A 22841-nucleotide genomic window follows, 5' to 3' on the forward strand; every position below is an offset into this window, starting at 1 on the left:
TGCCGCCGTCTTCTGCCCGTCATTGCGAGCGCAGCGAAGCAACCCCAGCATCTCTCCGCGGACGCATCTCTGGATTGCTTCGCTGCGCTCGCAATGACGGCCGTTGCTGGCTATGCTGCCTCACCGATATCGAGGATAGCCCATGCACTACCGTCAGCTCGGCCGCAGCGGCCTGAAAGTGTCGCCGATTTGTCTGGGCAGCATGATGTTCGGCGGGCCCACGGATGAAGCCGCATCCAAGCGGATCATCGACCGGGCGCACGGCGCCGGGATTAATTTCATCGACACGGCGGACGCTTATTCGAAGGGCGGGTCCGAGGAGGTCGTCGGCCGCGCCATCGCGAGCAATCGCCACGCCTGGGTGCTCGCGACGAAACTCGCCAATCCCATGAACACTGGGATGGGCAACGATCCCAATCGCGGCGGGCTATCGCGGCGCTGGGTGCTGCAGGCCGCCGACGAAAGTCTGAAGCGGCTCGGCACCGACCACATCGACATCTATTATCTGCACAAGGAGGACCATGCGACGCCGCTGGAGGAGACGGTGCGTGCGATGGGCGATCTGATCCGTGCCGGCAAGGTGCGCTATTTCGGCGTGTCGAACTATCGGGCCTGGCGCGTCGCCGAGATCTGCAACATCTGCGACCGCCTCGGCATCGACCGGCCCGCGGTGAGCCAGCCCTATTACAACGCGATGAACCGCATGCCCGAGGTCGAGCATTTTCCGGCCTGCTCTTATTACGGCCTCGGCATCGTGCCCTACAGCCCGCTGGCGCGCGGCGTGCTCACCGGCAAGTACAGGCCGGATGCCGCCCCAGACAAGGAGACACGCGCCGGCCGCAACGACACCCGCATGATGCAGACCGAATGGCGGCCGGAATCGCTTCAGCTCGCGCAGGAGATCAAGACTCATGCCGAGAAGAAGGGCATCACCGCCGGCCAATTCGCGGTCGCCTGGGTGCTCAACTCCGCCTTCGTCTCCTCGATCGTCGCGGGCCCGCGCACCGAGGAGCAATGGGACGGCTACATCAGCGCGCTCGACTATCGCTTCACCGCCGACGACGAAGCGCTGATCGACCGGCTGGTCGTGCCGGGCCACCCCTCGACGCCGGGCTACAACGATCCCGCCTACCCGATCGAGGGCCGCCGCGCGCGGACGGCGTGAATCTCCGGAGACGACGATGGCAGAGGAAGACCGCTACGGCCTGCCGCTCTCCACCACCTCCGATGCGGCCGCATCCGCCTATCGCGAGGGCATCGACCTCATGCTCGCGGGGTGGACCGGCACGGCGGAGACGCTGGAGCGCGCGATTGCGGCTGACCCGGATTTCGCACTTCCCCATATCGCCCGTGCCCGCGTGCACGCTTTCTACCAGCAGGGCGATCTGGCCCGAGGCAAGGCGGCGCTCGCGCGCGAGCTGGTCGCCGTGCGCGGCACGGAGCGTGAGCGCTCGCATGTCGAAACGCTGGCGCTCGCGATCGAGGGCCGGCTGCCGGAGGCGATCGCATCAACGCTGAGGCACGTTGAGAACTGGCCGCGCGATGCCCTGGTGCTGTCGCTGCCGCTCGGCGCATTCGGCCTGTTCGCCTTCTCAGGCATGGCCGACCACGACAGGGCGCGGCACGAGCTGTGCGAACGCGTGGCGCAGCATTACGGCGAGGATTGGTGGTTCCTCACCATGTCCGGCTGGGCGATGACCGAGAATGGCGACGTCGCGCGCGGCCGCGCCGTGACCGAGCGTGGTTTTGACCTCCACCGGGCCAATGCCCACGCCGCGCACGCGGTGCTGCATGCGATGTTCGAGGACGGCTCGATCGAGGCGGCCGACCGCCTCGTCGACGACTGGATTCCCTCTTACGACCGTGCCGGAATTCTGCACGGGCATATCCGCTGGCACCAGGCGCTCGGCGCGCTCGAGCACGGCGATGCGGCACGCGCTCTGTCGATCTATGCCGATGTGCTGCAGCCGTCAGCCACGCAGGCGCCGCCGCTCAACCTCATCACCGATGCCGCCTCGCTGCTGTGGCGCCTGTCGGCTTACGGCCACACCGTGCCGAAGGCGCTGTGGCTCGACGCCGACGCCAGCGCGCAAAAGCTGTTTCCGAAGTCGGGCCTGTCCTTCGCCGACATCCACATGGCCCTGTTCGCGGCGGCGACGCAAAACCGCGCCGCGCTCGCCGCGCGCCTTGCAGCCATCGAGCAGCGCCTCGCCGAGGGCAAGCTGCCGGCCGGCCCCGTGGTGCCCGCGATCTTCTGCGCGCTGGCAGCCTTTGCCGATGAGGATTACGCGACTTGCGCGCAAACGCTGGCGCCCGTTCTCGGCGAGGTCGTGCGGATCGGCGGCAGCCACGCCCAGCGCGAACTGGTCGAGGACACCTATATCGTTGCCCTGATGCGCAGCGGCGAGCTCGCCCGCGCCCGCGCCGTGCTGGATGCCCGCCTGCACCGCCGGCCCTCCCTTCGCGATACGCGCTGGCAGGCGGCGACGGGCTGAGGCCGCCACGAAAAAAACACCGGCTTGGGGGCAAGTGCCGGCGGGACGGTTTGGGCGATTTGGACGAATCGCCGTCGGGGTGGCGCGGTGGTATTCCAGAGAAAGCTTGCAGGACAAACGCGATCGCAATCAATTTGCGATTCAATCTCGGAGACGAGATTCTCGATGCGCGTCTGCAAACAGCCGCAGGTCGCCGCGCTGGTGCTGAGCACGACCCTTGCTTCCGTCGCAAGCCCTTGTTTCGCCGAAACTTTGAGCCCGACTCGGATCAATGGCCCGCAAATCCTGCAGAATTCCTACATCGACCTGCTGGCGCTGATGTCCGGCCACTGCAAGACGTTCAAGGTCGCCGGCCGCACCTTCGGCTGCAAGACGGTGGCCTACGCCCATGGCGACAAGGGCCGGGTCAATTTCTCGGTCGCGGTCGACGATCCCGCCGACCACAGCCACGTGGTGTCGTTCTCCGGCGAGAACGGCAAGCGCGCCGATGACAATTCCTACGAGCTGCCGATCGACCGCATGCTGCTCAACTCCAAGGATCGCCCCAAGGTCGACGGCCTGCCGGTGCCGGCCGAACAGAGCTCCACCGGCCTCTGCCGCCAGACCGGCAATTTCGCCGTGAAGAAGGTCAACGACGTCACCTGTTCCGCCACCGACAGCGAAGGCCGCAAGTACGAACTCCTGTTCGTTTCGGACGGCACGCCGGTGAGCGTGCGCCGCATCCGGCAGTCGGCACCGTCGATCCAGGATCCGTTCAAGTAGCCGTCACGCGAACGCCTTCTCCAGCGTCGCGAAGATCACCGCGAGCGACTTGTCGTGGCGCGTCACCGGCGGCACCGGGCGATCGATCTTCATCAGTTGATAGACCGCCATCTGCGCCGCGCGCACCGAATATTCCACCGTGAACACGACGTCGTCGGGGATTTCGACGAACTGGCTGACGAACGCAAGGTTGACCGAATTCTTCGGCACCGGCAGCGGCCGGTCGGCCCAATTGCGCGGCATGAACATGCTGGTGATGTAGGGCATGCGGCAGGGAATGCAGATCGCGTCCTCGAACACCGCAGGATCGAAATTCAAATGGCCGCACAGCTCCTTCAGGATCTCCGCGCCGCCGCATTCGGACATCGGCTTGGCGACGAAATTGCCGACGCGGTCGGGATGCAGCGCGTAGCCCCAGAACACCTGCACGTTCTGCGGCTGCCCTGTGAAATGCGGCTGGTGATAGAGCACGACCGACATCAACCAGTTGGAATCCTTGAATGTCACCAGGCCGCCGGTTCCCGCCGCATTGCCGGAGAACACCTCCATCCGGTCGAAGAAGCGTGGATCGCGACAGGTGACGGTGAAGGACAGCCAATAGGATTCCGGGATCGAGCGGTTGAAGGCGGAGGGATTGCCGAATTCGGGACGCCCCTCTGCGATCGTCTCCCACAGCGCCCAGCCCTTGCTGTCTTTCCTGGTCAGATGCGGCGGCGGCTCGGTCATCGTGCCCAGGCTCGAGGCGTCCGTCATCGAACCGTTCTGGAAGAACACGAGATCGCCGTCCTCGATCCGGACATTGGCGATGCGGCCGTCGCGGTCGAGCACGAGCTGGCGCACCCGCAGGCGTCCGTCCTCGTCCTCGATCGCCATGTCGGTGACTGCAGTGCCGCGCACGAATTGCACGCCCTGCCGCTTCAGCCAGTCGACCAGCGGCCGCACGATCGCATCATACTGATTGTAGACGGTGCGCTTGACGCCCGCGAGCGTCTCGATGCGCGGAAACTCGCTCATGAAGCGGTGCAGGTAGCGCTTCAGCTCGACCGCGCTATGCCAGGGCTGGAACGCGAAGGTGGTCTGCCACATGTACCAGAAATTGGATTCGAAGAATTTCGGCGAGAGCCAGTCGGTGATGCGGCTGTTGCCGAGCGCCTCCTCCGAGGCCTCGGTAAGCCGCAGCAGTTCGAGCCGGTCGCGCGCGGAAAATCCCATATGCGAGACGTCGACCTTGAAACGGTTGCGGTCCACCAGCCGTGCCTTCGAGTCCGCCGGATTTTCCACGTTGAACGCGATGGTCTCGTCGCGCACGCTGAGGCCGGGATGCTCGAGCGAGGGAATGCTGGAGAGCAGATCCCAGGTACATTCGTAATGGTCGGTGGTCAGCATACGCCCGCCGCGCAGCGAATAGGCGCCGTTCGCGAGCTGCGCGCCGTCGAGGCTGCCGCCGACCAGCGGCTGCGACTCGTAGATCACGATGTCACGCCCCGCCTGTTGCGCGTCGCGGATCAGGAACGCTGCGCCCGCGAGCGATCCAATGCCACCGCCGATGAAATACGCCTTCATGACTTGCCTCGATTATCGTTCGAATTCACGAACGACATTGCATCGCGGGGCAGCGGCCCAGATTGCGCTGGATCAAGCGGGACACGAGGCGAAATCACGTCGGCGTTATCGCCGCGGGCTTCTTCGCATAGACGTGTTCAATCTCCTCCGCGAAGCGACGCTCGAGCGCGGGCCGTTTGTTCTTCAGCGTCGGCGTGAGCAGGCCGCTCGCGATGGTCCACGGGTCCAGCGTCCACCACACCGCGCGCGGCGTCGCGTAGGACGGATAGGCCTTTACCGCCGCCGCTATCCTCGCCAGCAGAGCAGCCCGTTCCGCCGCGCCGCCTTGCTTGCCGCTGGCAGCCAGCCTTTCCTTCTCCTCGACCCAGGCTTTTGCATTCAGCACGACCAGCGCGGTGAGGAACGGCCGCTGCTCGCCGACCACCAGCGCCTGCTCGAACAGGGGATCGGCGAGGATCGCGGTCTCCAGATCGACCGGCGCGATCTTCTCGCCGGTCGATGTCACCAGGATGTCCTTGATGCGGCCAGTGATGGTGATGCGCCCGTTCTCGATGCGGGCCTGATCGCCGGTATGGAGCCAGCCGTCGGCGTCCTTGACGCGGCGCGTCTCCTCCGGCTTGTGCCAATAGCCCAGCATCACGCTGGGGCCGCGCACCAGCAATTCGTCGTTCTCGCCCAGCTTGACCTCGACGCCGTCGAGAACATGGCCGACCGAGCGCGGATCATTGTCCTCGATGGTGTTGACGGAGACCACCGGCGAGGTCTCGGTCATGCCATAGCCCTGAAGCACGTCGAGCCCGAGGGCCAGGAACAGGCGGATGACGGGCGCCGCAATCGGCGCGCCGCCGGAGACCGCGACACGCAGGCGGCCGCCGAGCTGGGCCAGCACCTTGTCGGCGACGATCCGCTTCAGCAGCGGCCAGGCCAGGCGGTCGAGCAACGAGGGCGCTTCGTGCCGCTGCCGCGCATCGAAACGCCGGCCTCCGACGGCGATGGTGAGGTCGAGCAGCGCGCGCTCGATGCTTCCCGCAGATGCGCGATGCTGCATGATCAGCGCGTAGATGCGCTCGTAGATCCGCGGCACCGAGACCAGCACCGTCGGCCGCACATGCTTCAGATCCTCCGAGAGTTGCGGCACCGAGCGGGCATAGGCGACGCAGGCGCCGGCCGCGATCGGGTAGTAATAGCCGCCGGTGCGCTCGAAGGTGTGCGAAAGCGGCAGGAAGGACAGGAAGACGTCGCCCGGTTCGGCGGCGATGCGCTGCGCGATCGCCTTCACATTGGCGACCACGTTGCCGTGCGACAGCATCACGCCCTTCGGCCGCCCGGTCGTGCCCGAGGTGTAGACGATGGCGGCGAGATCGTCCGGCTGGATCGCGACATCGGGCAGCGGCGCGATCGTGTCGGATGCTTGTGCGAGCCAGTGGTCGAGCCCGACGATGCGCCCATCCGGCGTGATGAGCCCGCCTGCATCCGCGCACACGATGCGCTTGAGATGGTCGAGCGGCTGGCCGGTCGCCACGATCGCCTGCCAGCGCTCCAGCGTATCGACGAACAGGAGCAGCGCGCCGGAATCGACCAGGACGTAGGCGATGCTGTCGGGGTTGTCGACGGCATGCATCGGCACCGGCACGAGGCCGCGCGACAGCGCCGCCTGGTCCATGGCGATATGCGCAATGCCATTCGGCATCAGGATGGCGACGCGCTCGCCCGGCGCGAACGCCTCAATGGCCAGCGCCCGCCGCCACAGCCCGAATTCCGCATCGATCTCGTGCCAGGACCGACTGACCCAGCGCTGCGCGGTCGCATCGAAATGACGATACGCCTCCGCCGCCGGCGTCGCCCTGACGCGCCAGCGCAGCAGCTGCGGCAGCGTCCTGATCCCGGCAAGTCCGTCCGGTTGACCCATCGGTTCCGGCATGGCGTCCTTTCGCATCTCATCGATTCCCGATCATTTGGTGCCTCGACACTAGGTCGGCCAGCCCTCGCCGCTTTGATCCTCAGCAAGCAGCCCATCTTCGCTCATCCGGGCTACGGGTCTCGAAACGAGGGAAGTTTGGCATTGCGCACTATTCCCGTCGCCCCGCATATTCGATCCACAACCTTGCGAGAAAGCTCTTCATGCCTCACCCCGTCCCCGCCCTCATCGTCGTCGACGTCCAGCGCGCGTTCGACGAATGGGAGGCGGCGGGAAAGCGGCGCAACAATCCGGATGCGGTGGCGCGCATCGCTGATCTGCTGCGGGCTTTCAGGACGCACGGCGCGCCGATCTTTCATATCCGCCATGAAGGCACGAAGCCGAATTCGTCGTTTCTGCCGTCGCGTTCCGGCTATGCCGTCAAGGACGAGGCACGCGAGCAGCCGGGCGAGACCGTGATCGTCAAACGCGTCAACAGCGCCTTCATCGGCACCGACCTGGAGCAGCGTCTGCGCGCTGGCAACATCGGCACGCTCGTGATCTGCGGCGCCACCACCAATCATTGCGTGGAGACGACGACGCGGATGGCCGGCAATCTCGGCTTCGCCGCATGGCTCGTGCGCGATGCGACATGGACATTCGACCGCATCGGACCCGACGGCGACGAGCATTCCGCCGAGGAGATCCATGCGATGACGCTGTCGAACCTCAACGGCGAGTTCGCGCACATCGTCACAAGCGCCGACGTGGTCGCCTCATTCGCGGCCAAGTAATGGCAGCAATGCGATCCATGCCGATGATGCGGCAATAGATCTCGCGAGGAGCGCTCACACGCCCGAATCGCACGCCGCGCGCTGCGTCGTTTCGACGCCCGCGCTGGCCGGAACGCAGTCGGCGCCCATCTGTTGTCACACGACTTTCAACTGGAGTGACGACACCATGAAGTATCTCATTGTCGCGATCGCTGTCGGAGCTGCGGCGCTTGCGGGCGGATCGGCAAACGCGGCCGGCAAGTCGAGCGCGAACAAGGCGCCAGCCGCCCAATCGACCGACATCAGCGCGCAGCACCGGCACCATGGCCATCGCCATCACCATCATTGGCGTCCTCACCACCGCCATCACGGCTACTATCGTCCGCATCACCGGAACTATGGCTACTACCCGCGGCATCACGGCTATTACGGCGGCGGACCGTACGGCTATTACGGCGGCGGCGGTCCCGGCGTGACGTTCAGCTTCGGCGGCGGACGCTGGTAAGAGATGAGGCCCGCAGAAATGCGGGCCTTTTTCTTTACCCCCGCAGGATCAATCCGGCCGTCTCGACCCCACTCGCCAGCGCGGCTTCCACCGTACCCATGTCACGGCCGCGATAGAGCGCTTCGCCCGAGAACAGCAGCAGACCATCGGCACGCGCGAGAATCTCCTGCGCGGCGCGCGTTCGCGGCGTCGCCCAGGAATAGGCGCCGCGGGCAGAGGGATCATGCGCCCAGTTGGTCGCCGCCGCCGCCACGAGCTCGCGCGCGAGGTCTTCGCGCGACAGCTTGAAGATGATCGCGAGCGAATCGAGCCCGGCCTCGATCAATCCCTTCGGATCGAGGCTGTCCAGCTCCGTCGTGTGCGGGCCGCCGAACCAGCCGGTGAGCACGGCCTGCCCGCTCGGATATTGCGTCCACCACACCGGGATGACCTGGTCGGACAACAGGAACGTCATGCCCGCGAGATCCCGTTGCCGTTCGCGCCACCATGGCCGCGCGAAGCGCAGCAGGATCTTGATGACGTTGCCGAAGCCGATGTCGCCGACCGCGCCAAGTCTCTCTCTCGCGCGCTCCGGCAGCGCCATCTCGCGCAGCAGCGGCAGCGGCACGGTGAGGATCACGCGATCGCAGCCATGGACATCGCCGCCGGCGCAGCGAACGGCCGCCCTGTCGCCGTCCTCCTTGATCGCCGACACCACGCAGCCGAGATGGATGATGACGCCGTGGCGGCGGCAATCGGCGGCCAGGAAGTCGATCAGTGCGCCATAGCCGCCATCGATGCGCGCCTGCGCAGCGTGCCCGCCATCCATCCATTCCTCGCGCAGCGCCAGCGTCGAGGCGCGCTCGGGGTCGGCCGCGTCATAGCCCTCGACCATCCGCTCGATCGAACGGCGCATCGGCGCATAGTCCTCGCCGGCGAAATGCTGGCGCAGGAATTCGGCGACGGGGAGATCTTCCTTCAGGTCCCGAAGCACGGCTTGCAGTTCGCCCTCGTGCGGATCGTCGCGGTCATCGCGCGAGAGCGCCGTCCCGTCAAAGCTCCACCGCTCGCCTGCGATCTCGTGAAGGGACAGCCCGGCCTCGCGCAGCAATCCGCGCGTGACCGGCGCCTCGCCATGGACGAATTCGGCGCCGCCTTCGGCGCGATAGCCGAATTCAGCAGCCGGCAACGGATGAATGCGGCCGCCGCAGCGCTCGCGCGCCTCCAGCACCGTCACCTTGCGGCCGGCCCGCGCCAGCTCACGCGCCGCCATCAGGCCGGCGGCGCCGGCGCCGACGATCACGATATGCTCTGCTGTTTCGGGCATGGCCGCGCGTTACCGGCTCACGGCTTGCGGATCGTTCTTGATCAGATAGCGCAGCAGCAGGACGCCGCCGCCGAGCTCGCGCGTGCTCTCGAGCGTCATCGCCGTGATCGGCGCGCGCTTGTCGCTGTCGGCCTCGGTCGAAGAGAACACGAAGGGCGCGCCGCTTGCGCCGTCGATCGCAGGGCTGAGGATCAAATTGAACTCGTCGATCAGACCGGCCCGCAGGAACGCGCCATTGGCGACGCCGCCGCCCTCGACCAGCAGGCGCTTCACGCCGAGCTCGCGGCTGAGGATGTCGACCGCCAGCGCCAGATCGAGTTCGGATTGGCCGGCAAAGATGTAGGACACGCCCTCGCCGCGCAGGCCGGCGAGATGCGAATCCGGCACGCCCTCGGTCAACACGACGACGATCGGATCGCCACCGATGTCCGAACGGCCCCAGCCGATCTTGCCCTGCGCGTCGAGCACGACGCCATAAGTCTTGGCATCGCGCCGCGCGAACCAGTTTTCACGCGGCAGCTTCATGACCGTCGCGGGATAGGGCTGGCCCTTGGCGAACTCCGAGCCGGTGACGCGACCGATCACCCAGGCATCGCCGCCAAGTTCGTCATGGATCTTCTCGAACCAGTCCGTGCCCGCCCCCTTCGGGCGCCAGCGGCTGGGATGCGTGCGACCGTCGAGGCTGGAATGCATCAGGCAGATGACATAGGGCTTCATGCTGGTCTCCGACGCCACTCTTCACACCGCCGGCCCATCGGCCCTGGCGCGATCATTCACGATCACCGCGAGCGGATTGAGCCGTGGCGGCGCGACGAGCTGCAGCGTGTTGGTGTCGCGATGGTCGAACGGCGCGCCGCGCACGAACAACGCGGTCTGGATCAGATAGGTCCAGCTACCGTCGCCGTTGAAGGTGATGTCGCAACGGTAGGAATCGGTGCGGAACGCCTGTTCCAGAAAATCGGTGGAGCAGATGCCGTAGGCGGTGTCGCCGCGCTTGGCGGTGACCGAGATCGTCCCGTCGTCGGGCCCGGCCTTGCCCGAGGCCAGCAGCACCTGCCCGCGGGGAATCGCCAAAGTCTGCATGATCAAGCCGGTCGCAGGCTCCCACAGCCAGTAGCCGACCTGGTCGTGGAAGGTGATGTCTTCCTCGGGCGTGTTGATGTGGATGTGATAGCGCAGCCCGTACAGCAGCTGCGGGCCGTTGGCCTGCGGATCGATCGGGTCCATCCGGATGCGCTCGATGAAGGTCCGCCGCTCCGGCCCCTCCGCCTTCGGATTGATGTCGATGCCCTTGTCCGCCTGCCAATGCCCTGCGAGACGGCGCAGCGGACCGAGATTGGCGAGGCCGTCCGGCGAGACGTCCTCGGGCTCGGTGAAGATGTCGGCGGGAATCGGGAGCATGGCGGCCTCGCGGGAAGTTGCGGAGTCAGCCATAGCATGACGGCGGGAACCTGGCGCGTGCTCAACCCACAAAATCGCGAATGGGCATCGGCGCGGTGTAGGCAACTGTCGTCGTGCTTTTCGAGAAGACAACGGCGGAGCCGAACCTATCCGGTTCGGCTCCGCCGCCGGAACGCTTAGTGGCGGTGATCGCGGACCTCGGGTTGCGTGCGGTGGTCCCTGACGATGGTCTGATTGCGATGGTCGCGCACGATGGGCGGGTCGCGATGATCGCGGACGATGGTCAGCGCGCTCGCGGGCGTCACCGCACTTGCCAGGGTGATCGCCACGAAAGTCGCAAGGATGGTATTGCGCATGAGTCTGGTCCTTTGCCTTGGTGGATCACTGCGAACCACCTGACGGCAAAGCTAGGTTGACCCGTGAGAAAAAAATGTGTCACGGGTCACGCGCTGGGTCATCGCCTCCCCCGGAAATCGCGCGTCGTTCGATCGGAGGAGAGGGCACGCGAGCAGCCGCAGCGATGTCAACGCCAGCCCGCCGCCAACGCGACGCTGCTACAATACGCCGAAGTCTCACCCGACCGCCAGCCGGTGACGCGGCCGGCTTCCTTGCACTCGTCGTAGCTCTTGTAGTTGCCGATGTTGCGGCAAGTGGCGGAGTAAACGCCGCCCGTGGCGCTGCAGCCGACCCAGGGCTGGTTGCCCGTTTTGAAGCTCGATTGGCAGCCGCCGACGCAGTTATTCGTCGTGGCGGCAAGCTTGGCAAGCTTCGCAACATCCGAGTTCGGTGCAGCCGGTGCCGCGGCTGGCGAGGTCGCGCCGACCCTGGTGCTGCGGACAGCTGCATGATTGGCGGGCCGGTGGGTTCTGGCCATCTGCTTCGGTGCCTCGACCGTGACGCTGGGAAGCCGGGTGTCGGCGGGCGTCGGCTGAGACATTGCCGTGCTGCTCAGGCCGCACAGCAGCAGGACAATCGATGGGACGGCGACGGCGGGACGGGCAACAAAGCGTGACAACGTCATGACCTTGTCCTTCCAAATACGGGGATCCGTCAATTCGGTCCCCCCACAGGGAAGATATCACGTTCTTTTTTGAGTTGCAGCACGCCACCGCACAACCCAGCATCACCGCATCAAGCCGCTTCCGACACCGGTTTCGCACGCTCCTCCAGCATACCGATCGTCGAGACCAGATTGTCGCGCCGGGCGCGAAGGTTGAGCGCAAGCAGCGGATAGGTTGGCGCAAGCACGTCGAACACGCCGGCTTTGGCTTCCTCCTCGAGAATATCGGTATTCAACAGCCGAACGCGCCACCACAAATCGGCGATCAGCGCATCGAGCCGGTGTTCGCCGGCAGTACCAGAACGGGACATTTCTTGCATCGCATGCCTCAACCTGAAACGGGCCTCTCCACCGAGGCCCGGCTTTGGTCATGACGGAGCAAGCCGGGTGCCAGACGCGGAGCGCGATCTCCGCGAGGTCGTGGAACCCGCAACAACGGGCATTGCCGCGGTGATCCAGCGGCCGGCTTCGGTCGTTTTCAGCCCAAGAGGTCGCTTGTCGAGGCGCTATGATCGCTGCTATCCGGGCTTTAGAGGTGCCGATCCGGGCTAAGGCCAGTTTACCCCGGACGGTTGCGGCGCGGCTGTCGATTGGTGCGAGCAAAGGGCCGAAAGCAAACGTGGACTGGGCTGATTTGATCGGACGCGTCGCCTCCGACGGCGATCGGGAGGCTTTCAAGCGGCTGTTCGAGCATTTCGCGCCTCGCATCAAGGGGCTGATGCTCAAGGCCGGTTGCAGCTCCGATGAGGCGGAAGAGATCGCCCAAAGCACCATGATCGCCGTGTGGCGGAAGGCGCACCAGTTCGATCCCGCGACGGCGGGCGCGCCGGCCTGGATCTTCACGATCGCGCGCAACCTGCGGATCGATTTGTTCCGCCGCAGGGCGCGGACAGACCGGCTGCAAACCGATTCCGAGTTGCCTGACGCGCCGGATCAAGCGGAGACGGCCGACGTCCTGATGTCGCGCGTGCAGGACGCGGCGCGGATCGCGGCGGCGATCAAGCAGCTCTCGGCAGAGCAATCCATGGTGGTGCGGCTGTCGTTCATCGAAGAGCGACCGCACCCGGAGATCGCGAGCACGCTCGGGATTCCCCTCGGAACGGTCAAGTCAAGGATCAGGCTCGCGATGAACCGGTTGCGAGACATTTTGGACGAAGAAGCATGACGATCAGCCATCATCCGCCGGAAGAACTTCTGGCCGATTTCGCGGCCGGCCATCTGGAAGAGGCCCATCAACTGGTCGTCGGGGTGCATGTGGCTGGCTGCCCACGCTGCGCCCGCTTCGTGCGGGCCATCGAGCAGCTTGCGGGCGCCGCGCTGGAGGATGCCAAGCCGGTGCCGCTCTCGCTCGATGCGTTCGACCGCGTGATGTCGCGAATTCATCTGTCTCCGGCGGAGACCGCCGCGCCTCCCCTCGCGTCCGATATCGACCATGATCTTCCGCCGGCACTGCGAAACTATCGCATCGGCAAGCGCCGGCGCGTCGCGCCCGGTCTCAGCATGCAACCGATCGAGCTGTCAGGTTCGGGCGAGGCGCGCGCCTTCCTGCTTCGGTCGGCGCCGGGTTCGCGCATGCTCGAGCACAGCCACACCGGCACCGAGCTGACGCTCGTGCTCGAGGGCAGCTTCAGCCACGAGGGCGGACGCTTTGGCCCCGGGGATTTCGACTATGGCGACGACGAGGTCGATCATCGCCCCATCGTCGGCGACGAAGGACCTTGCGTCTGCCTGGTCGCGATGACCGGCGACCTCCGCATGAACGGTTTCCTCGGCCGGCTGATCGGACCGTTCGTACGGCTGTGATTATGCTTCGTCCTGCTCTTGGGTGATCCGGGCCTGCGTCCGAAGCGTTTTCTTGGAAACGCAACGGAGACAGGACATGGCCGGCTCGAACCTGCCAAGCCAGGCACCAGGCGAGACACTGCCCGAACTGCTGGCCCGCGTCTCGACCGGCGAGACACGGGCCTTCGCGGAACTTCATGCGCTGACACGCGGCAGGCTGGGCCGGATCGCGCTGGCCGTTGGCGCCGCGCCGCACGATGTCGATGACATCCTCCAGGAAAGTTTCCTGAAGATATGGCGCAACGCGGCCCGGTTCGATTCCGGACGGGCCCCCGCCATGGCCTGGATGTCCGCGATCGTCAGAAACACCGCCATCGATCATCTGCGGACCCGGCGACTGCCGAGCGTTGAATTGGAGAAGGCGCTTGCGGTCGCGACAGACGCTGCGCCGTCGCCGACCGAGGAATTCGATTACGCCGGCGCCGAACCCGTTGCCCGCGGTGCGCTGGCCCGCTTGCCGGAAGATCGCCGCAGGCTGGTCGCTCTCGCCTATCTGGAAGGCGAGAGCCGCGCCAGCCTGTCGCGGCGCTTCGGTGTGCCGGTCGGCACCATCAAGACCTGGCTGCACCGAACCATTCTCGTCGTGCGCAAGGATTGCCTGGCCACGATGGCGGCGGCCTGAAGGCGGCGGGGAAGCGCGCATGGACGCAGAGATCCTTGAATTTCCCAGGCGTGGAGGCGATCGGCTCGTCTCCTCGATCGCAAGGCTCGAAACCATCGTGAGGGAAGTCGAGCGAATCGTGGCCGACGAGCCTGCAGCCGGCGTCGACCGGCTGCTCGCAATCATGGAGTGCATGGGCGACCGATTGGTCGATCTCGCGAGCCTCGTGCTCGACGAGGAGTCGAAGCTGCAGGCTCAGAAGGCCTTCATATCCTTGTCCGACAAGATCGCGGAAACCAGAGAGGCGGTCGAGCAGCTCGGAGGCCGATCGCATACCTGACGCGATCGGCACGCTGATGTGGCCCGGCGCCGTCGCTCAGTGCGACAGCTTTTGCGCGACGAGAAACCCGATCCAGGCGCTGATGCCCGCGAGGAACGATCCCCAACAGACGTCCGCAAGGGTCAGCCCGGTCGACCAGTTCCGCAGCGTCGCCTGGTTAGTCAGATCGTAGGTCGCATAGGTGAAGCAGCCGAGCAGCAGGCCGGATGTGAAGGCGCGCAGCGCGCCGCCGTCCTGCTGCGCAGGCAGCACGGCGAACCAGATCAGGCCGAGGGGATACAGCAGATAGAACGCGGCCGCGGCCGGAAGATCGGGTTGAGCCCGCAACATGTCGCCCAGCACGGGCCGATACAGCTTGTCGACCATGATGGTCAGCCAGACCATGTCGACAGCAACGAAGGTCACGGCCACCGCCAGATAGATCAAAAAAAGACTCATGTCCGTGTGTCTCGTCGCGCTGCATCCGGCGCGCTTGTCGGCCGGTCGTCAGATTAACGCTCGACAAGCCGTGGCGGATCACTTCGAGCGGTTTCGTCTCTCCTTCGAGACGCCCGCTCAGATCCGGCGCGGCGGCCAGGGGAAAAATGCGCTGGTGCGCGCCTGATACGCGCGAAAGCGGTCGCCGCGCGACCGCAGCATCTGCTCCTCGAGCGGGGGGATGCCCGTCACATGGACCAGGATCCAGTACATGATCGCGGGCGCTGCCAGGCTGGCCAAGCCCCATGGATAGTCCGGCGATAGCGCGATGACCGGGTAAGCCAGCCAGCCCAGCCATTCGAAGAAATAGTTGGGATGACGCGACCAGCGCCACAGACCGACATCGCAGACCTGTCCCTTGCTTGACGGGTCGTGTTTGAAGCGCCGCAGCTGCCGGTCCGCCAGGTCCTCGCCAGCGACGGCAATCAGGATGATGACGACGCCGATATAGTCCTGCAGCCGCAGTTCCGGCGCCGGCGCGTGCGCTGCGAGGAACACGGCGAAAGGGAGCGGCAGCGAGACCAGCGCCTGTGATTGCAGGAAGAAGAACATCCGGCGCGGGGCATCCGCTCCCCATTCGCGCGCATAATTTGCATATCTGGGATCGTCGATCCCCGCTGCAGAACGACGCGCAATGTGCGTCCCAAGCCGAACCGACCAGAGCAGCACAAGCCCTGCAACGAGCACTTGGCGGCCCTGCAAGGAGCCGTCAAGCGGCCACAAGGCACCGGCCGCACCGACGAGACCGCACGAATAGGACCAGATCGCGTCGACCCAGCCGGAATTGCCCGTGCGCTGCTGGACGGCCCAGGCCAGTCCCATCAAGAGGCAGAAGGCCAGCGCCATGCAGCCGATCGCCTGAATGTACGGAAGGATCATGCCCTCACCCGAATTGACCCTGTCGATACGCCATGTCCGGGCCGCGGTTTCACCCCCGGCGCTGGGCTCTGGCGAGTGATCCGCGCCCTCCCGCCAAACGTTTCCTGTCTGGTGCTTCGAGGACCGCAGCTGACGGTACCGCAGTGGGGGCGAAAGAGAATGCGTTTGGCCGTGATCGGGACGGGAATCGCCGGCAATGCCGCCGCATGGCTCCTGTCGAAGCGTTACGCCGTCACCGTTTACGAACGCGAGCAACAGCCAGGGGGACATAGCCACACGGTTCGAATCGACTATGACGGCAAGCCCCTCGACGTCGATGTCGGCTTCATCGTGTTCAACGAGACGAATTATCCGCAATTGACGTCGCTGTTCGCGCATCTGGGCGTGAAGACCGTCGAGACTTGCATGAGCTTCGCCCTCTCCGCCGACCAGGGCCGGTTCGAGTGGCGGGGCGGCGGCGAGACTGCATGGGAGACCGCCCGCGGCCTGTTCGCCCAGCCGCGCAACCTCGCTTCGCCGTCGTACTTTCGCATGCTGGCGGAGGTTGCGCGGTTCAACAGGCAGGCCGTTGCCGATCTGCGTGCCGGCCAGCTGCAAAACCTGACGCTCGGCGAATATCTGAGCGGGCAATCCTTCGGGCCGCGGCTGTTCTCCGACTATCTCGGCCCGATGGGAGCCGCGATCTGGTCGTCCCCGTCCGACGACATCCTGTCCTTTCCGGCGGAGAACTTCGTCGCCTTCTTCGACAACCACCGGCTCCTGCACCTGGATCGACCGCGCTGGCGGACCGTGGAGGGTGGCAGCCGGCGCTATGTCGACAAGCTGACCGCTTCGTTCGCGCACAACATTCGTCTGGGATGCGCAGTCACATCGATCGACCGAACCGGGCATGGCGTGATCGTCCGCGACAGTCAGGGCGGTGAGGAAAGTTACGATGCCGTGGTGATGGCCTGTCACAGCGATCAGGCCCTGGCGGCGCTGTCGGATGCCGATGCCGAGGAACGTTCCATTCTCGGCGCCATCAGGTATGCTCCGAACACCATTTACCTGCACCGCGATGCCCGCCTCATGCCGAAACGGCGGCAGGCCTGGGCATCCTGGAACTTCCTGCGATGGCAGCGGCACACGGCTGCCCGGAACGATGTCGCGGTGACTTATTGGATGAACCGGCTGCAGGGCATCGACGAGCGCAAGCCGGTGTTCGTCAGCCTCAACCCTCCTTTCGAGCCGGCGGCCGAGCTGACGTTTGGAAAGTTCAGCTTCGACCATCCGCAATACGATCTGGCGGCGTTCGCGGCGCAGCGACGGCTCCCCGCCATCCAGGGCCGTCGCCGGACCTGGTTCTGCGGCGCCTGGACCGGCTATGGCTTTCACGAGGACGGCTTGCAGGCCGGCATCTCGGTTGCCGCGGCGCTTGGCAGCGAAGTTCCGTGGGGCCAGACAGAGCCGTTGCTGGCCGACGCTGCCGAGTAAAGTGATGGTTCCTGCCAAACCAGCCAGAGTGGAGGATGCAACGGCGCCCGCTGCGCTCTATTGGGGAAAAGTGATGCACGCGCGATGGCGGCCCGTGCAGCACAGGTTCACCTACCGCGTGATGAGCCTGCTGATCGACCTCGATCGGTTGAACGAAGCCGATCGCCAATCCCGGCTGTTCGGCGTCAATCGATCGGCGGCTTTCAGCTTCCACGAGCGCGATCACGGCGAAGGCACCAGCGCGGGCCTCAGCCAACACGTCCGGCGCCTCGCAGCGGAACGCGGCATCGACCTCTCCGGAGGCCGCGTTCTGCTTCTCTGCTATCCCAGACTGCTCGGCTACGTGTTCAACCCGCTTTCGGTCTATTTTTGCTACGGCGCCTCCGGCACTCCTGCGCTGCTGATCTACGAAGTCCGTAACACCTTCGGCGAAATGCATTCCTACGTCTTGCCGGTGCAAGAGGCGGCCGCGGGCTGCGCCATCCGGCAAAGCCAGCCGAAGGAGTTTTACGTCTCGCCCTTCATGGAGATGGAAACACGTTACCGCTTCAGCGTTTCTCCACCGCAGCAGGATGTCAAAGTCAGGATCCTGCAGAGTAGCGAGCAGGGCGCGATGTTTGCGGCAGCTTTCTTCGGACGACGTCAGGCCTTGACCAGCCGCTCCCTGCTGGCGGCGCTGGTCGGCCTGCCCTTCCTGACGTTTAAGATCATCGCAGCCATTCACTGGGAAGCGATGCGGCTCTGGTTGAAAGGTGTTCCCTACGTGCCTCGTTTGAAACAACGTGAGATCTAGACCATGGACCTCGCAGCCACCCATCAGGCCATGCAATTCGATGGCGTCCCGTTCTTTGGCCGACTGGCCCTGCGCCTTGCGTCGCAACTTCGGTGCGGCACCGTTCACGTGCGCCTGCCCGACCACAGGATGGTGACGTTGCGTGGCCAGCTTCCGGGTCCGTCGGCCACGATCGAGCTCAATAATTACAGGTTCGCGCGCAGCCTCGTTATCGGCGGCGATATCGGCATGGCCGAGGCCTATATTCGCGGCGACTGGACCACGCCCGATCTTGCCCAGCTTCTCTACGTGCTCTGTCTCAACGAAGATCTGGTCGACAACGCCTTTGCCGGCAACATGCTGGTCCGCCTGTGCCGGCGGGCAGTCCATCTCCTGCGCCGCAACACCCGGCAAGGATCGCGGCACAACATCCACCGTCACTACGATCTCGGCAACGAGTTCTTCGCGGCGTGGCTCGATTCCAGCATGACCTATTCATCGGCCTTGTTTCCGGCCGAGACAGCCGACCTTCCCGCCGCGCAAGAGCACAAATACGAGCAGCTGGCGCAGGCCATCGAATTGCAGCCCGGTCAGAGCGTGCTCGAGATCGGATGCGGCTGGGGCGGCTTTGCCGAATTCGCCGCCAAGACTTACGGCGCCAGCGTGCTCGCCCTCACGATCAGCAAGGAGCAGCATGATTTTGCCCGGCGCCGGATCCACGAGGCCGGGCTCGCCGAGAAGGTCGAGATTCGATTGCAGGATTACCGCGACCAGGACGGCCGCTTCGACCGCATCGCCTCCATCGAGATGATCGAGGCCGTCGGCGAGCAGTTCTGGCCGGCCTATTTCAATCAGCTGAACCAGCGGCTCAAGCCCGGCGGTCTCGCCGGCATCCAGGCCATCACCGTCAGCGACGAGCTCTTCGGCAGCTACCGCCAGCGCGTTGACTTCATCCAGCGCTACATCTTCCCGGGCGGCATGCTGCCGTCGACGAACATCCTGCGCGCGCTCGGCGAACGCTTTGAGATGCCGGTCATTCGCGAGCGCCTGTTCGGCCAGGACTACGCACGGACGCTCTCGCTTTGGCGCGACAATTTCAGCCAAGCCTGGACCGACCTGACCGCGCTCGGATTCGACGAGCCGTTCCGGCGGCTGTGGGAATATTATCTCTGCTACTGCGAGGCCGGGTTCAGGGCCGGGAAGATCGACGTGGGGCAACTGGTGTTTGCGCGGAGGGGGTGAGGGGGTTCAGCGGACTATATTTCGAAAGCCTTGCCGGATGCAGGTTTGTCCTTCATGCAGCGGCTCGTTTCATTTCGAAAGAGCCGCTCGTCGCCTCTTCCAGCATAAGCTTTGTTTCCATCTGGTAGATCCATTCGACTGTTCTCTCGGGACCGCCTTCAATCACGCGATATCTGCGTGCAATCTCACCAGCGAGGTCGATTATTTCGGAGGATATGTGCGGCTTCGCGTGCGACATTGCGCTCCAAGCCTCTTTCGCCAAGATATCTCGACCAGATGCAGCCAGCGCATGCAGGCGAATGATATTGGATACTTCGTTAGGACTCGCATCGATAGACTTAACGGCGAGAGATGGTTCTCCTGACCGTATTCTCTGTCTGCTAAAGGCAGCCGCAAACAGTCTGCGCTGTCTCGCGAATGGCGTGCGCTTCATTCCTTCTTCCAGGAGCTTCATGCTCTTGAAGGTTTGACCCTTCGATTGATACAGCATCGCCCTTAGAAAAAATCCCGTCCACTCTTCATAGCTTCGAGGCTGCCTCTCGGATATCAGACCTTCCACAGCGTGGTAATCGCCTTTTTCCAAGAGCAAAGACGCTTTTGCGTGTTTTGCACTGGCAAGGTAAGGGCGCTCCGCCAACAGGCGGTTGTAGTCACGCAGCGCCTCCTCGGGCCGATCTAACCTCCTGAGAACGTTTGCTCTCGCCATCCTAGCACTTATGGCAAACGGAAATTTCTGTAGAACGGCATCATAGGCAGCTAGTGCGTTTGGAAGCTGACCGGTAACTCGAAGAACGTCTGCATATCCCGACGCAATTGCATGATCGTAGGGAAATTTTTTAGTCGCGGCTTCCAAGAATTCTTCAAGTTCGTCAAGTCGGCCAAGGTCTCGTAACACATTTACCTTCCCAGCAACCGGACCCGAGGTAAATGGACTACGGTCAACTGCAGTTTCGAAGGCGCTCAATGCCTGAAGCAAGTCGCCTTGGGCCCTATACACCTCAGCCTTCCCACAGAGGCTAACTACATCGTTAGGGAACTCTGCTATGACTTGATCGTATAGACGGATAGCGGCATCAAACTTTCCTGCCAATTTGTATGCCGTTGCCCTTCCGTTTAGCGCGATAGTGTTCCTTCTGTCGCCTGCCTTATTGAAGCCTGCAATTGCTCGATCGAACAATCCCAAGTCCATACACACGGACGCCAGTCCACACTGAAAAACTTGATTCAGTGGATCTTCCGCCACTAACACTTCATATTCTTTGAGAGCGAGATCGTAGAGACCTAGATCCCGTAGGGTCTCCACAGCACCAGCTTTCGCATGCCTGACCTCGGGGTCATTTGGGAAGCTGGATACTGCCTGCAAGTACTTCTCGCGAGCCTCCGGATAACGACCCGTGACGCGAAGCAATCTCGCTCTTGCGGTGCGCAGGAACAAAGTGTCGCTCTTCTCCTCCAGTTCGTGGACCAACTTTTCCGCATCATGCAGTCGATTGGAGCAGATTAGAGCATCGATAAGATGGGCGAAGGTTATTGCATCGTAAGGGTTTTGTTCGACAGCTTGTTCGGCCCATTCTAATTGGAGTTCCGGCACTCCCTGTTGCTTCGCCAAGATCGATAGGCGGCTCAATGACTTGCCAATTTGCTCCTTGCTCGAATTAGACGCTTGCTGTTCGATCAATTGCCTTGCAAACCTTCGCGCTCCTTCTAAATCCCGACTCTTCAGACGCTCCCTGATTGCATTCTGCTGGATGAGAACGCGTTCTAGTATCTTCCTTCCAGCCTCACCGAAAGAGCGCTCCGGGTGGTCTAGCTCATCCTCTTCCTCAAGGGCGTTTGACGGGAGGGGCTTTCGATTTGACCGCATTTCTGCGGTCCATAGTTGGATCGCATCTCGTGCACCCTCGATATGCCTGAGTTCTCCTGTGAACTTCAAAATAGCCAGATCAACCGGCTTGCCCGAACGTAGCGACAAAACTAGATCGCGCTGGAATCCAGCGGAAAACACTGCCGCTTGAAACACCTCGTACTTCGCCACCGTCTTGAATGTGCTTTTTGGAACAGCGTCCAACGCTTCTCTAACTCTAGCAATTAGTGGTTGATCCGCTGAAAGTTGTTCGAAGAATCTAGATAGCACACGAGACGGTCGAAAAACCTCGGCGAGGGCACTCACATCACACCTTATGGGAAGCGTCGCGACATACATCGCCTTTTCAAGGCCTTCCATGACGAATGGATGATCAACTAGGGCATCGAGTAATTCTCGAAGAGTTTCAACTTCTTCGAATGGGTCCTCGAAAATCATCAAGAGAAGCCGCAAAGCACGATCGACGTCTCGCTCTAGCTTGCAAAGCGCGGCAACTTCCTTCTCTGACTTCGCTTTGATCTGTCGCACATCCGTGCAGCCTTGGAAGGCGAAGCCTACCGCCCCCCTAGGCAAAGACGTCGTATGACCGCCTAAATGATGAACAACGGTTGACTTGCCCAAAATTGCGTAGGCGGCAGCTTGGCCTGATACCAAAGCTTCGATCATATTTCTTCTACCGTCGCACCAAGCGACTTCAATTTTCGCTTGCAGTCATTCCAAATCGCACGGTCGTACTGATCGGTGGGGTTTGGGCCGACCACTCTCTCTATTGCTCTCTTGTGAAGCATTCCATAAATATGAACCTCTATAAAATCACAATCAGCGTCATCACGATTGGCTCCCATTAGGATCGTGATGAAGTCATTTTCCCGCGTAGCTGGCGAAATTTTATGTGCCAGCTTGGCTTCAGCAAGCATCCCTCGTTGCAGCCAAGTAGCTCGATAGCCTAATGGGGGTTGCTGACTAGAAAAGACGTGATGTTTTGGATTGAATACGAACGGATTTTCCTCGAAAACACTCGCCCTATCTTGGATTAATTGCTCGCGAAGTACTACGCAGTATGCCCCGTAATATGTCAGACCGCGTTGGTCTAAGCTCAGAGCGGCAAATTTCAGTTCGGTGAAATAGATTGGATTAACTGTGTTCTCCGCCGCAATTCGTTGCTGATCCCACACGTTATCCCGAGCTAGCAGCGAATGATCCCGGATCTGCGGGTGAAACGACAAGAAGTACGGGCTATCTGAAGAAAGCCAGGAGTGAATTGTCGTAAGCTTTCTGTTCATCACGGCCTTTGAGGCGCCAACCTTCTGAACAAAGCTGTCAAGAACAGCCGTCGCGCCCCTTATTTCGGCAGACGCTCGCGCCTGCCTCACCCTCTCAATCAGCGCTTCGCTTTCGTCTGCCCTTTGCGATCGTCTGACATTTGGGAAACCAACGTCACGCTCGCAAACACTGCAGTACCGCAATTCCTGCGCAACAGGCTCATTGCATCCTGTACAAAGGAAAGTCACCCCGCCCCCACGGTGCTGTTTCAGTCTGAACAGTGCTGAGAATTTAGACTATATGCAACCGTAAATCGCGATACGCGC

General features: G+C 63.3%; 24 protein-coding genes. 12 read left to right on the top strand and 12 right to left on the bottom strand.

The window, feature by feature from the left end; all coding sequences use genetic code 11:
• The first annotated feature begins 142 nt into the window (after positions 1-142).
• The 3 genes from CIT40_RS30585 to CIT40_RS30595 all read left to right on the top strand — a co-directional run bounded on the left by CIT40_RS30585 (position 143) and on the right by CIT40_RS30595 (position 3257).
• Positions 143-1165 (top strand): aldo/keto reductase, encoded by a 1023-nt coding sequence (locus tag CIT40_RS30585; RefSeq protein ID WP_094893006.1) that lies wholly within the window; start codon positions 143-145, stop codon positions 1163-1165.
• A 16-nt stretch (positions 1166-1181) separates the two neighbouring features.
• Positions 1182-2495, top strand: a complete 1314-nt coding sequence (locus CIT40_RS30590) for a tetratricopeptide repeat protein (RefSeq protein ID WP_094893007.1) — start codon at positions 1182-1184, stop codon at positions 2493-2495.
• 165 nt (positions 2496-2660) lie between these two features.
• A complete protein-coding gene (locus CIT40_RS30595) occupies positions 2661-3257 on the top strand; it encodes a hypothetical protein (protein ID WP_162307751.1) in 597 nt (198 codons plus the stop codon).
• A gap of 3 nt (positions 3258-3260) precedes the next feature.
• Here the strand turns inward: CIT40_RS30595 and CIT40_RS30600 are convergent, their stop codons facing one another.
• A complete protein-coding gene (locus tag CIT40_RS30600) occupies positions 3261-4820 on the bottom strand; it encodes an oleate hydratase (RefSeq protein ID WP_094893009.1) in 1560 nt (519 codons plus the stop codon).
• A 94-nt stretch (positions 4821-4914) separates the two neighbouring features.
• Positions 4915-6741 (bottom strand): AMP-dependent synthetase/ligase, encoded by a 1827-nt coding sequence (locus CIT40_RS30605; RefSeq protein WP_162307909.1) that lies wholly within the window; start codon positions 6739-6741, stop codon positions 4915-4917.
• Between the two features lie 200 nt (positions 6742-6941).
• Between CIT40_RS30605 and CIT40_RS30610 the strand changes: the two genes are divergently transcribed.
• Together CIT40_RS30610 and CIT40_RS30615 are read left to right on the top strand one after the other, a co-directional pair.
• Positions 6942-7511 carry a cysteine hydrolase family protein gene (locus tag CIT40_RS30610; protein ID WP_094893011.1) on the top strand — a complete coding sequence of 190 codons (570 nt, stop codon included), beginning with the start codon at positions 6942-6944 and terminating at the stop codon, positions 7509-7511.
• Positions 7512-7677: 166 nt separating this feature from the next.
• A complete protein-coding gene (locus CIT40_RS30615) occupies positions 7678-7995 on the top strand; it encodes a hypothetical protein (protein ID WP_162307752.1) in 318 nt (105 codons plus the stop codon).
• A gap of 34 nt (positions 7996-8029) precedes the next feature.
• Here CIT40_RS30615 and CIT40_RS30620 read toward each other — a convergent pair whose 3' ends face one another.
• The 6 genes from CIT40_RS30620 to CIT40_RS30645 all read right to left on the bottom strand — a co-directional run bounded on the left by CIT40_RS30620 (position 8030) and on the right by CIT40_RS30645 (position 12082).
• Positions 8030-9301, bottom strand: a complete 1272-nt coding sequence (locus tag CIT40_RS30620; RefSeq protein WP_094893013.1) for a flavin monoamine oxidase family protein — start codon at positions 9299-9301, stop codon at positions 8030-8032.
• 9 nt (positions 9302-9310) lie between these two features.
• Complete coding sequence (locus CIT40_RS30625) at positions 9311-10018, bottom strand: RibD family protein (protein WP_094893174.1); 708 nt, start codon at positions 10016-10018, stop codon at positions 9311-9313.
• Between the two features lie 21 nt (positions 10019-10039).
• Entirely contained in the window at positions 10040-10702 is a 663-nt protein-coding gene (locus tag CIT40_RS30630; RefSeq protein WP_094893014.1) for an FABP family protein, read from the bottom strand.
• Positions 10703-10878: 176 nt separating this feature from the next.
• Entirely contained in the window at positions 10879-11058 is a 180-nt protein-coding gene (locus tag CIT40_RS30635) for a hypothetical protein (RefSeq protein WP_094893015.1), read from the bottom strand.
• Positions 11059-11225: 167 nt separating this feature from the next.
• Entirely contained in the window at positions 11226-11723 is a 498-nt protein-coding gene (locus CIT40_RS30640; protein WP_094893175.1) for a hypothetical protein, read from the bottom strand.
• Positions 11724-11833: 110 nt separating this feature from the next.
• The gene (locus CIT40_RS30645; RefSeq protein ID WP_094893016.1) at positions 11834-12082 is read right to left on the bottom strand and encodes a hypothetical protein; all 249 of its coding nucleotides are present in this window, start codon (positions 12080-12082) and stop codon (positions 11834-11836) included.
• 299 nt (positions 12083-12381) lie between these two features.
• On the opposite strand from CIT40_RS30645, the gene CIT40_RS30650 reads away from it, so the two are divergent.
• The 4 genes from CIT40_RS30650 to CIT40_RS30665 all read left to right on the top strand — a co-directional run bounded on the left by CIT40_RS30650 (position 12382) and on the right by CIT40_RS30665 (position 14545).
• A complete protein-coding gene (locus CIT40_RS30650; RefSeq protein WP_094893017.1) occupies positions 12382-12927 on the top strand; it encodes a sigma-70 family RNA polymerase sigma factor in 546 nt (181 codons plus the stop codon).
• Positions 12924-13565 (top strand): ChrR family anti-sigma-E factor, encoded by a 642-nt coding sequence (locus tag CIT40_RS30655; RefSeq protein WP_094893018.1) that lies wholly within the window; start codon positions 12924-12926, stop codon positions 13563-13565. Before CIT40_RS30650 ends, CIT40_RS30655 begins: the two co-directional genes overlap by 4 nt.
• Before the next feature lie 76 nt (positions 13566-13641).
• Entirely contained in the window at positions 13642-14226 is a 585-nt protein-coding gene (locus tag CIT40_RS30660; RefSeq protein WP_094893019.1) for an RNA polymerase sigma factor, read from the top strand.
• A gap of 19 nt (positions 14227-14245) precedes the next feature.
• Positions 14246-14545: a hypothetical protein gene (locus tag CIT40_RS30665; RefSeq protein WP_094893020.1), complete on the top strand. Its 300-nt coding sequence runs from the start codon at positions 14246-14248 to the stop codon at positions 14543-14545.
• Between the two features lie 36 nt (positions 14546-14581).
• Here the strand turns inward: CIT40_RS30665 and CIT40_RS30670 are convergent, their stop codons facing one another.
• Positions 14582-14983 carry a DUF2177 family protein gene (locus CIT40_RS30670; protein WP_094893021.1) on the bottom strand — a complete coding sequence of 134 codons (402 nt, stop codon included), beginning with the start codon at positions 14981-14983 and terminating at the stop codon, positions 14582-14584.
• Positions 14984-15100: 117 nt separating this feature from the next.
• Positions 15101-15901, bottom strand: coding sequence for a DUF1295 domain-containing protein (locus CIT40_RS30675; RefSeq protein ID WP_094893022.1), 801 nt, complete (start codon positions 15899-15901; stop codon positions 15101-15103).
• 159 nt (positions 15902-16060) lie between these two features.
• On the opposite strand from CIT40_RS30675, the gene CIT40_RS30680 reads away from it, so the two are divergent.
• From CIT40_RS30680 to CIT40_RS30690, 3 genes are read left to right on the top strand one after another with little or no spacing between them, the layout of a single operon-like run.
• A complete protein-coding gene (locus CIT40_RS30680) occupies positions 16061-17374 on the top strand; it encodes an NAD(P)/FAD-dependent oxidoreductase (RefSeq protein WP_094893023.1) in 1314 nt (437 codons plus the stop codon).
• 4 nt (positions 17375-17378) lie between these two features.
• Complete coding sequence (locus CIT40_RS30685; protein ID WP_094893024.1) at positions 17379-18167, top strand: DUF1365 domain-containing protein; 789 nt, start codon at positions 17379-17381, stop codon at positions 18165-18167.
• A gap of 3 nt (positions 18168-18170) precedes the next feature.
• The gene (locus CIT40_RS30690) at positions 18171-19388 is read left to right on the top strand and encodes an SAM-dependent methyltransferase (protein WP_094893025.1); all 1218 of its coding nucleotides are present in this window, start codon (positions 18171-18173) and stop codon (positions 19386-19388) included.
• Positions 19389-19440: 52 nt separating this feature from the next.
• On the opposite strand, the gene CIT40_RS30695 is transcribed toward CIT40_RS30690, so the two are convergent.
• Positions 19441-21918 carry a tetratricopeptide repeat protein gene (locus tag CIT40_RS30695; protein WP_094893026.1) on the bottom strand — a complete coding sequence of 826 codons (2478 nt, stop codon included), beginning with the start codon at positions 21916-21918 and terminating at the stop codon, positions 19441-19443.
• Entirely contained in the window at positions 21915-22535 is a 621-nt protein-coding gene (locus CIT40_RS30700) for a hypothetical protein (RefSeq protein ID WP_148667242.1), read from the bottom strand. The genes CIT40_RS30695 and CIT40_RS30700 overlap by 4 nt, the downstream gene beginning before the upstream one ends.
• Positions 22536-22841: the final 306 nt, after the last annotated feature.

The sequence above is a fragment of the Bradyrhizobium amphicarpaeae genome (assembly GCF_002266435.3).
GTDB classification, from domain to species: Bacteria; Pseudomonadota; Alphaproteobacteria; order Rhizobiales; family Xanthobacteraceae; genus Bradyrhizobium; species Bradyrhizobium amphicarpaeae.